The organism is Delftia sp. ZNC0008, from assembly GCF_000799035.1.
Classification (GTDB): domain Bacteria; phylum Pseudomonadota; class Gammaproteobacteria; order Burkholderiales; family Burkholderiaceae_C; genus Comamonas; species Comamonas tsuruhatensis.
Map to the genome: position 1 here is coordinate 1 of NZ_JTKZ01000549.1, position 10,184 is coordinate 10,184.

The following is a 10,184-nucleotide window of genomic DNA, read 5'->3' on the forward strand; positions in this document are numbered from 1 at the left end:
GGGGTGGCCGCCAGGTTGGAGGGGGCGGCGGGCACGGTCGCCGGCACGGTCTCCAGCGGGGCCCAGGCCACGCCATAGAACACGCCGTCCTGCGGCGCGGCGATGGACTCGGCCGTGCCCGACAGCGTGCCGGCGTAGCCGCCGTGATCGAAGGCGCGGTACAGGCGGCCCGTGGTGTCGGTGGCCATCAGCATCACATTGCCGCCGCCGGTATCGAAGGCGGCCAGGCCGTGGACCTTGGACAGGCCGGCAATGGAGCCTGCGGGCTGCCAGCTGGTGCCGTCCATCGAGAGGCGGAATTTCCGGATGGCGCCGGTATCGTTGTCCGCCACGTAGACGGTGTTCGCCAGGGCGGGGCCGCCATCGAGTTGCAGGAAGGCGATGCCGCGGTAGGTGGAGGGCGTCAGGCCCGCCAGGGGCAGGGCCGTCTGGATGCCCGTGGTCGGCAAATTCGTGCCGATCTGGTTGAGCGAGCCTCCGTTGATGGCGGCGATCAACTGGCCGCCGGCGACCGCCAGGCCCTGGACATTGCTGCTGTTCAGTTGGGAGATGCCCGTGCCGTCGGCAGCCACATGCCAGATGCCATTGTTGGCCGTGGCCGTACCCTTGCCGCTGGCCCAGACGGCGCCGCAGTCGCTGCTGGCTGCTGCGCGGATGGTGTCCTTGCTGAAGGCCGTGGTGCCGAGCGCGCGCAGGCTTTTCACGTCGGAGTCGAACCCCACCACGGCCACGGCGCGCGGGGCCGCCGCTGCCGTGACGCCGTTGGGCTCGGTGCCGCCGGTGGCCACGGCATAGCCAGGAACCACCAGGCACAGGCCATTGTCCGAGCGGTTGAGCAGGCCTTCCGAGCCCTTGCTGCTGGCCGTCAGCGGCGTCGCTCCGCCTGACAGCGGCAGCGATTGCACCAGCGTGCCGTCCACGCGGTACTCATCCAGGAACACGGGCAGCGCGCCTGTGCCCGTGCCCACGCGGTAGGCCACCAGGTTGCCCGGGGTGAAGGGCGCGGACCATGCAGCGCCACACAGGGCCAGGCAGGCCGTTGCAATCGCCTTGTGCCGCCAATCCAAAGTACTCGCGCGCATGCTCACCATCCCCCTGTGTGACAAATCGCGCGACTGTAAGAGGCGGCTGTGACAGCCCGGTGACGGCAGGCTCGCAGGATGGTGGGAAGGCACCATGCAAAAAAAAAAGACGGCTCCCTCAGGGTGCCGTCCTTGCCTCATTGCGCCGTGATGCCCGCGCTTTGCTTTTTCTGGTTATGGGCGCTGCGTGTGCACGGGGCAGCGTATCGAGCGGTCGATCAGCGGATCAGCAGCACAGGCACCTGGCTGCCGGCCAGCACCTGGGTGCTGACCGAGCCCATGACCAGGCGGCCCAGCGTGCCGTGGCCATGCGTGCCCATGACCAGCAGGTCGAACTTGCCTTCTTCGGCCGCCTTGATGATGGAGTCGGCAATCGGGCCGACCTTGCTCAGGCGGGCTGCCTGCACGCCGTGCTCGGCCAGGTAGCTGCACACGGGGTCCAGCACCTTGGTCGACTCCTCGGCGTAGTACTCGTCCACCACGTCCTTGCCCAGGGCGGCGCGCGCGCGGGCCGGCAGCTGGGGCTGGACGGTGATGGCGCTGTAGCTGTGGGCCGAACCCAGGATCTCCGGGTGCGAGGTCAGGTAGGCCAGCATCTTCTGGGTGTAGGGGCTGCCATCGACAGCGAGCAGGATGTTCATGAAGGTCCTCCTTGGATATGGCCCGAGACTAAGCCCAAGCCGGGGTGGAGTGCTTGATCCAGGTCAAGCACGGGCCGGTGCCTCTGCCGCCCCTGCGGTCGCATGCACCGGCAACTCGATGGTAGAGCGCGGCGAAAACCCCTCCTGCTCGCCCTTGCGCGCGTAGCCCAGCGGGTTGGCCACCACGCGGCAGCGCCAGGCGCTGCCATCGCCGCGCAGGCCCTCGGCCACATAGTCGCTGGGCGAATGCAGGTGGCCGTGCAGCCACAGATCGGCAAAGGGCAGCAGTTCATCCAGCACGTTGCAAAAGCCGGCCGTGCCCGGCACCAGGCCGTAGCGCGGGTCGGCGCTGCGCAGGCTGGGCGCGAAATGCGTGACGGCCACCGTGGGGCCATCGAAGGGCCTGGCCAGCGCCTGGCGCAGCCATTGCTGGCAGACCAGCGACTGCTCGCGCATGGGCTCGGCCAGGAAGGGCTCGCCGTCGCGCGTGCCGCCGGTCTTTTGCAGGTAGAAATTGGCGGCGCGAAAGGCCTTCTCGCGCAGCTTGAGCAGCCGGGCCAGATCGGTCACGCCTTCATGCATGGACATGGCGTCGTAGTCGCTCCACAGCGTGGTGCCCACGAAGCGCACGCCGTCCAGCACGGCCGTCTCGCGCTCCAGCCAGACCATGCCCATGCGCTCGCAGGTGGCACGCAGGCGGGCGTGGGCGGCGTCGAAGTCCTGCATGTCGTACTCATGGTTGCCCGGCACGAAGATCACGGGGCAGGGCCAGCCCGCGTACTGGGGCAGGGGAGAGAAGCGCTCCAGCCCGAAATCCTGGCCCGGCAGCAGGCTGCCGCTCTGGTAGGAGCCTATGTCGCCGGCCAGCACCAGCACGTCGGCATCGGGTGCGGGCTCGGCGATGAAATGCGGATGGGCCTCGAGGTGCAGGTCGGACAGCAGCTGGATCTTCATGCGGCCAAGTGTAGAACCTGCGCTGGCGCGGGCGCCCCGCAAACGGCGCTCAGGTGTGCGGGAAGGTCGCCTCTGCAGAGCGCGTGAGCGTGCGCAGCAGCCAGTCGTAGGCCTGAGGATGCTGGCCGCGCCGGCGCCACAGCGCGTCCACGTGCACGGGCTGCACGTCGAAGGGCAGCTCGCGCAGCACCAGCTTGTCGGCCATGCCGGTCACGGGCACGAAGTGGCGCGGCAATATGGTCAGCAGGTTGGAGGTCATGACCACGCGCCCGGCCGTGAAGAACTGGTTGACGGTAAGCACCACCTGGCGCGTGCGGCCCAGCGAGGCCAGGGCCTCGTCGATGAAGCCGAAGGAGCGGCCCGAGAAGCTCACCAGCATGTGGCGCGCCGCGCAGTAGTTGTCCAGTGTCAGCGGCACATCGGCCAGCGGATGGCCCTGGCGCATCACGCACAGGTACTCGCCTTCATACAGGCGCCGGCTGTCGAAGGCCACCAGGGCGCCCGACTGCGCGCGCGCCGTCAGGTCGGCCAGCGCGGCGGGGAAGTAGCCCACGGCCATGTCGGCCTCGCCGGCCTCCAGCAGGCTGCGCGGGTCGCGCGTGGTCAGCGGCAGCACGCGGATGCCGATGCCGGGCGCCTCGCGCTCCAGCAGGCTGAACATGGGAGGAATCAGCGTGGCGGCCGTGGCGTCGGCCATGGCCAGCACAAAGGTGGCGGTGGCGGTGGATGGGTGGAATTCGCCTGGCGTCAGCGTGTCCTGCAGCTGCTGCAGCGCCTCGCGGATCACGGGCCACAGCGCCAGCGCGCGCGGCGTGGGCTCCACGCCCTGGCCCTGGCGCACCAGGAGCTCGTCGCCCAGCGCCTCGCGCAGGCGGCGCAGCGCATTGCTCACGGCCGGCTGGGTGATGGCCAGCTTGTGGGCCGCCCGCGTGAGGCTGCGCTCCGCCATCACCTCGTCGAAGACGCGCAGCAGGTTCAGATCCAGTGTGCGGAAGTTCAGGGCGGACATGGCCGTGGCAGCGAGCGCTGAGTCATCACTGGTGTGAATGCTACAGATTCAAGATATAAATTTGAAGAACTCTAGGGTAAACCCTATAGTTACCCCTAGTCGCCCGCCACGCCGTCAAAAGCGGCCATTTAACTGGGTTTATCTGCCATGAGCAACTTCATTTACAACTCCTACTGTGTCGAGCACCCTGGTGTGGTGCATGTCTATCAAGCCGCCGACGACCGCAAGAGCGCTGCCAAGCGTTTCTCCGGCAAGCGCGGCGCCAGCGCCCTGCTGCTCGCTGCCCTGGTGGCCGCGCTGATGGTGGTGGTCAACGAGGTCGCCCACAACTGGACCGACGGCCACATGCTGGGCGCCTGGGTCGTGCTGTGGGTTGCCGCCTTCATGGGCCTGGCCCTGTTCTCCGCCCCCGCCCGCCGCGCCGCCATGATGGCCCGTGCCGGCTACCGCGCCTGGACCGAGAGCCGCCAGCAGGCCGCCGCTGACGAGCGCATCTGGAACGCCGCCCTGCAGGACGCCCGCCTGATGGCCGATCTGGCCCGCGCCATGGATAGGCAAGGTAACTAAGCTCCCCCTGAGCGGCTTACGCCGCTTCCCCCTCTCTACCCGCTTCGCGGGGGAGGGGGACGACACCCTCGGTGCGGGGCGGCCCTTCCTCGGTGTCTCTCGCTTTAGGTCACGCCAGTTTTTGGCGCTGTCCACAAAAAAAGCCGCTGCCCACAAGGCGCGGCTTTTTTTGTTGTCTGGGGGGCGTCGTTGAAACGCCACAAAAAAAGCCTCGCAGTGCGAGGCTTTTTCCATGGGTCGAGAGCTACTCAGGGATTCATTGTTCTGTGCATCTTCCACAGTCCATGAAACTGGCGCTGCCCAAAGCAAGGGGCACCGAGGAAGGGCCTACGCCGGCCGCGCCGCCCCGCACCGAGGGTGCCGTCCCCCCCCGCGAAGCGAGAGGGGGAAGCGGCGTAGCCGCTCAGGGGGAGCTTTATGTCCCCAGGCGCTTTTCCAGTTCGGCCTTGGTCACCAGCAGCTCCTGGGGCAGCTTGTGGGCCAGCTTGTCGAAGTGCTCGGTGTGCAGCTGCATTTCCTCGGCCCAGGCGGCCTTGTCGATGCTGGTCACGCTGGCGAACTGGTCGGCGGAGAAGTCCAGGCCGGTCCAGTTGATCTCGGCGTACTGGGGCGCAATGCCGAAGGCGGTCTGCTCGCCCTGTGCCTGGCCTTCGAGGCGGTCGATCATCCACTTGAGCACGCGCATGTTCTCGCCGTAGCCGGGCCAGACGAACTTGCCGTCGGCATTCTTGCGGAACCAGTTGGTGGTGAAGATCTTGGGCAGTGCCGCGCCCTGGGCCTGGATCTTGGCGCCCAGCGTGAGCCAGTGCTGGAAGTAGTCGCTCATGTTGTAGCCGGCAAACGGCAGCATGGCGAAGGGGTCGCGGCGCACCACGCCCTGGGCGCCGAAGGCGGCGGCCGTGGTTTCCGAGCCCATGGTGGCGGCCATGTAGACGCCTTCGGTCCAGTTGCGGGCCTCGGTCACCAGCGGCACGGTGGTGGAGCGGCGGCCGCCGAAGATGATGGCGTCGATCTTCACGCCCTTGGGATCGTCCCAGGCTTCATCCAGCGCGGGGTTGTTGGTCGCGGCCACGGTGAAGCGGGCGTTGGGGTGGGCGGCCTTGGCGCCGGTCTCGCGGGCGATCTGGGGCGTCCAGTCCTTGCCTTGCCAGTCGATCAGGTGATCAGGCAGCTTGCCGGTGTCCTTGTCCATGCCTTCCCACCACACGTCGTTGTCGTCGGTCAGCGCGACGTTCGTGAAGATCACGTTCTTGTCGAGGCTGGCCATGCAGTTGGGGTTGGTGTGGTAGTTCGTGCCCGGGGCCACGCCGAAATAGCCGGCTTCGGGGTTGATCGCGCGCAGCGAGCCGTCGGCCTGGGGCTTGATCCAGGCGATGTCGTCGCCGATGGTGGTGACCTTCCAGCCTTCGAAGACTTTGGGCGGCACCAGCATGGAGAAGTTGGTCTTGCCGCAGGCGCTGGGGAAGGCCGCAGCCACGTGGTACTTCTTGCCTTCGGGGTTGGTCACGCCCAGGATGAGCATGTGCTCGGCCAGCCAGCCCTGGTCGCGGCCCATGGTGGAGGCGATGCGCAGCGCAAAGCACTTCTTGCCCAGCAGGGCGTTGCCGCCGTAGCCCGAGCCATAGCTCCAGATTTCGCGCGTCTCGGGGTAGTGGACGATGTACTTGGTCTTGTTGCAGGGCCAGCTGGTCTGGTCCTTCTCGCCTTCGGCCAGGGGCGCGCCCACGGTGTGGACGCAGGGCACGAACTCGCCTTCCACGCCGATCACGTCATACACGGCACGGCCCATGCGGGTCATGATCTTCATGTTGACGGCCACATAGGCGCTGTCGGACAGCTCCACGCCCACGTGGGCGATGGGCGAGCCCAGCGGGCCCATGGAGAAAGGCACCACATACATGGTGCGGCCGGCCATGCAGCCGTCGAACAGCGGCTGCAGCGTGGCGCGCATCTCGTTCGGGGCCATCCAGTTGTTGGTCGGGCCTGCGTCTTCCTTGTTGGCCGAGCAGATGTAGGTGCGGTCCTCGACGCGCGCCACATCGGACGGATCGGACCAGGCCAGGTAGCTGCCGGGGCGCTTGACGGGATCGAGCTTCTTGAAGGTGCCGGCATCGACGAGCTGCTGGCACAGCTGCTCGTATTCCTCCTGCGAGCCATCGCACCAATGGATTTTGGCGGGCTTGCACAGTGCGGCCATCTCGGCCACCCAGGCGATCAGGCGGCTGTTCTTGACATAGGCGGGGGCCTGGATGTTCAGGCCTTGTATGACGGGTGCGTTCATCGCGGAGCTTCCTTCAATTGAAAAAACCAGTTTTTCAAAGGGGACGCGCCTGCTGCACCGCGCCAACTTTGAGAAACGGGCTCTCGTTCAGTCGGCGCGCGAAGGAAGCTCTTCTCTGGGCGGCGAAGCGGCGCTGGCGGAAGCTGGCGGCGCACCGGCTGGGGATTCGATTCTAGGGAGCGGTCACGAATTTGTCAGCAAACGAATGGCAAAAACTATGCATTCTATGCATTGAAGTATGCAATATGAACGATGAAATTGCCTGTTGAAAAGGCAAGCAAAAAGCCCCGCAAAGCGGGGCCTGGTGCAGGGGCAGGAGGGCCGGAATCAGGCCATGTTGACGGCAATGAAGGCCAGCAGAAACATCAGCACGGCGCCTGCCAGGGGCAGGATGACAGGCATGTAGGGGACGACGGCCTCGGTGGCGTCTTCGGGGGCCGGCTGCTCGCCGTGGTGCGCTGCGGGATCGTGCGTCATGCAAAAGCTCCTGGCTTGCCAATGGGGATGCCTGATTCTAGGCAGGCCTGTCCCCTGGCGCCTTCGGGGAAAGCCATGACACCGGGCCTGCTAGACGGCATTGACCTGCATGCCTTCGGCCTGAAGGGCGGCTATGACCTCGTCGATATGGGCCTTGTTGCGCGTCTGCAGCACCAGCTCGATTTCCACGCTCTGCGCGGCCAGCATGGTGAAGGCGCGCTGGTGGTGGACTTCCTCGATATTGGCGCCCGCTGCAGCCACCGTGGCCGTGATGCGCGCCAGCACGCCGGGCACGTCGCGCGCGCTGACCTTGATGCGCGCCAGCCGCCCGGAGCGCACCATTCCGCGCCCGATGATGGCTGCCAGCAGCAGTGGATCGATATTGCCGCCCGACAGGATCATTCCCACCTTCTTGCCCGCAAAGCGCTGCGGATGGCGCAGCAGCGCGGCCAGGCCTGCGGCGCCCGCGCCCTCGACCAGGGTCTTCTCGATCTCCAGCAGCATGAGCACGGCCTGCTCGATGTCGCCCTCATCGACCAGCAGCATGTCGTCCACCAGGCGTGCCACGACTTCCTGCGTGATCGCGCCGGGCTGGGTGACGGCAATGCCTTCGGCGATGGTCGAGGTGCCCATCGGCAGCTCGGCCTGGCGCACGGCATTGAACATGGACGGAAAGCGCTGGGTCTGCACGCCGATGATTTCGATGTCCGGGTTCAGCCCCTTGGCCGCCGTGGCCACGCCCGCGATCAGGCCGCCGCCGCCAATGGCCACGACCAGCAGGTCCAAATCCGGCTGTTCGGCCAGCATTTCCAGCGCCAGGGTGCCCTGGCCCGCCGCGATCTGCTCGTCGTCATAGGGATGGACAAAGCACAGGCCCTGCTGCTCGGCCAGCGCGTAGGCGTGCTGGCGCGCCTCGGCCAGGGAGTCGCCGTGCAGCACGACCTCGGCGCCGAAGCCGCGCGTGCGCTCCACCTTCACCCCCGGCGTGAAGCGCGGCATGACGATGACGGCACGCACCCCCAGGCGCTGCGCGTGGTAGGCCACGCCCTGGGCATGGTTGCCGGCGCTCATGGCGACCACGCCGCGTGCGCGCTCCTCGGGCGAGAGCTGGGCCAGCTTGTTGAGGGCGCCGCGTTCCTTGAACGAGGCCGTGAACTGCAGGTTCTCGAACTTGAGATACACCTGCGCGCCCGTGATCTGGGACAGCGTGCGCGATTCCACGCAGGGCGTTTCGAGCACGGCGCCGCGCAGGCGGCCGGCGGCGTTCTGGATGTCTTGGAGGCTGAGCATGGCGCATTGTGGCGCACACGCGGGCCTGCGCGCGCCAGGCCGTGCAATGGATTCCCCGCAGCCAGCGTGGTGCAGGGGGCTTTCATAAAATAAGAATCATTCTTGTTTGTGGGGCGCGCACCGCTCCGGCTGGCCATGGCTTTCTCCTCTGTCCAAACACCTGCACGCCCTCCGCGCTGGCTGGGGCGGGGCACGCTGCGTGCCTGTGATTTCAGCGGGCCCGACTACCGCATCCTCGATGCCGAGGTCACGGCGCAGGATGCGCTGCTGGCCGGTCACCTGCAGGCCTGGCAGGTCCAGCCCGGCCTGTGGCTGCATGGCGTGGAGGCCCGCGACCTTCGCACCATGAGCACGCGTTCGCCGGCCGTGCCGGGCCTGCACATGGTCGTGCTGCTGGAGGGGTGCGTGGACGTGGCCTTCGGCAACCAGGGTCTGCAGCTGCAGGTGGCGCCCGCCAGCGCCGCCGGTGCCCATGTGCAGGCCTGCGGGGCCGTCATCCACACGCGGCCCGGCGACATGTTCATGCGGCAGTGGCGGCGCGGCAAGTTCGAGCGCAAGCTCAGCATCACCGTGCAGCCGCAGTGGTTTGCCGCGCAGACCCTGCCCATGGCGGCGCCGCCGCTGCTGCAGCACTGGATGGAGCAGCAATTGCTGGCCATACGGCCCTGGCAGCCCTCGCCGCGTGCCGTGGCGGTGGCCGAGCAGATCATCCAGCTGGCACGTGAGGGCTCGGCGCCCTTGCTGCTGGCCAGCCGCACGCTGGAGCTGGTGCACGAGGCCGTGCAGTCCCTCGAGGCGCCCGAGCCCGATCCGGCGCAGACCGTGCCGGGCGTGCTGGGCATACGCGAGCACCGGCGCATGGCGCGCCTCAAGGCCCTGCTGGACAGCGGCGGCGACGGCTGCCGCACGCTGGCCGAGATCGCACGCGAAGTGGGCCTGAGCGCCAGTGCGCTGCAGCGCCAGTTCCGCCTGGCCTATGGCTCCAGCATCGACGAGTACCGGCGCGAGCAGCGGCTGGCGCGCGCCTGGGCCGCGCTGGAGCAGACGGGCTGCAGCGTGGCCGAGGTCGCGCATGGGGCCGGCTATTCCAGCGCGGCCAACTTTTCCACGGCCTTCAAGCGCCGCTTCGGCATCTCTCCCAAGCTGGTGCGTGCCCGGGTCTGACGCCCGGCGGGCGTCTTTGGCGCGTGGCGCAAACATCGGCAGGCCTGCCGCAAAGCCTGCTTGCGCCAGGCGGTGCTGCAATCTGGCAAAAGAAAGGACATACGCGAATGACACAGCTGCAGGCGCGCACCTCGGTGCACATGGACAGGCCCGACGAAGCCATTGCCGCCATCGTCGGGCACATGCAGGAGCACGACATCACCGTGCGCCGCGAAGGCACGCGCTGGGTGGCCGACTACGAAGGCGGCCGGGGACAGCTGTGGCTGGAGGACGGGCGCGTCCATGCGGAGGTGGCGGCACCCGGCGTGGAGCTGCTGCAGGACATGAAGCTCATGCTGGCCCACCTGCTGCTGGAGTCCACGGGCGCCGCCGACGGCTCCCTGGCCTGGGAGGGTGACGGCGCCGCGCTGCAGCGCCCGCCGGCCTTCCGCGAGCTGCGGGTGCTGGCCGTGCGCGACCTCACGCCGCACATGCGCCGCGTACGCTTTGCCTGCGACGACATGGCGCGCTATGCGCAGGACACCCACATCCACGTCAAGCTGCTGTTTCCGCAGCCGGGCGTGACCGAGCCCGAATGGCCCACGCTGTCGGCCAGCGGCCTGCTGCGCCTGCCCGAGGGTGACATGCGCCTGGACATGCGCACGTACACCATGCGTGCGATGGGAATGGCCCAAGACGGCGCCAACGGATGGATCGACGTGGACTTCGTGCTGCACGAG

10 protein-coding genes and 1 pseudogene are annotated in these 10,184 nt (G+C 67.7%); 4 read left to right on the forward strand and 7 right to left on the reverse strand.

Annotation, left to right across the window (positions count from 1 at the left end):
- From L995_RS18295 to L995_RS18310, 4 genes and pseudogenes are all read right to left on the reverse strand, one after another.
- A pseudogene (locus tag L995_RS18295) lies at positions 1–1,082 on the reverse strand (DUF3616 domain-containing protein); the annotation flags it as partial.
- A 218-nt stretch (positions 1,083–1,300) separates the two neighbouring features.
- Positions 1,301–1,723, reverse strand: a complete 423-nt coding sequence (locus L995_RS18300; protein ID WP_016447345.1) for a universal stress protein — start codon at positions 1,721–1,723, stop codon at positions 1,301–1,303.
- Between the two features lie 63 nt (positions 1,724–1,786).
- Positions 1,787–2,677: a metallophosphoesterase gene (locus L995_RS18305; RefSeq protein WP_034365844.1), complete on the reverse strand. Its 891-nt coding sequence runs from the start codon at positions 2,675–2,677 to the stop codon at positions 1,787–1,789.
- Positions 2,678–2,726: 49 nt separating this feature from the next.
- Positions 2,727–3,686 (reverse strand): LysR family transcriptional regulator, encoded by a 960-nt coding sequence (locus tag L995_RS18310; RefSeq protein WP_016452246.1) that lies wholly within the window; start codon positions 3,684–3,686, stop codon positions 2,727–2,729.
- 147 nt (positions 3,687–3,833) lie between these two features.
- On the opposite strand from L995_RS18310, the gene L995_RS18315 reads away from it, so the two are divergent.
- Positions 3,834–4,253: a hypothetical protein gene (locus L995_RS18315; protein WP_047472899.1), complete on the forward strand. Its 420-nt coding sequence runs from the start codon at positions 3,834–3,836 to the stop codon at positions 4,251–4,253.
- 415 nt (positions 4,254–4,668) lie between these two features.
- Here the strand turns inward: L995_RS18315 and L995_RS18320 are convergent, their stop codons facing one another.
- Positions 4,669–6,534 carry a phosphoenolpyruvate carboxykinase (GTP) gene (locus tag L995_RS18320; protein WP_047472900.1) on the reverse strand — a complete coding sequence of 622 codons (1,866 nt, stop codon included), beginning with the start codon at positions 6,532–6,534 and terminating at the stop codon, positions 4,669–4,671.
- On the opposite strand from L995_RS18320, the gene L995_RS33250 reads away from it, so the two are divergent.
- Complete coding sequence (locus tag L995_RS33250) at positions 6,518–6,769, forward strand: hypothetical protein (RefSeq protein WP_126311565.1); 252 nt, start codon at positions 6,518–6,520, stop codon at positions 6,767–6,769. The genes L995_RS18320 and L995_RS33250 overlap by 17 nt on opposite strands.
- 92 nt (positions 6,770–6,861) lie before the next feature.
- Here L995_RS33250 and L995_RS33895 read toward each other — a convergent pair whose 3' ends face one another.
- Entirely contained in the window at positions 6,862–7,011 is a 150-nt protein-coding gene (locus tag L995_RS33895; protein ID WP_016447350.1) for a hypothetical protein, read from the reverse strand.
- A 90-nt stretch (positions 7,012–7,101) separates the two neighbouring features.
- Complete coding sequence (locus L995_RS18325) at positions 7,102–8,301, reverse strand: threonine ammonia-lyase (RefSeq protein WP_016447351.1); 1,200 nt, start codon at positions 8,299–8,301, stop codon at positions 7,102–7,104.
- A 135-nt stretch (positions 8,302–8,436) separates the two neighbouring features.
- Here L995_RS18325 and L995_RS18330 point away from each other — a divergent pair, with 135 nt between their 5' ends.
- Positions 8,437–9,465: a helix-turn-helix transcriptional regulator gene (locus L995_RS18330; RefSeq protein WP_047472902.1), complete on the forward strand. Its 1,029-nt coding sequence runs from the start codon at positions 8,437–8,439 to the stop codon at positions 9,463–9,465.
- Positions 9,466–9,572: 107 nt separating this feature from the next.
- Positions 9,573–10,184, forward strand: a 612-nt coding sequence (locus L995_RS18335) for a siderophore-interacting protein (RefSeq protein WP_047472903.1), incomplete at its 3' end; no start/stop codon positions are given.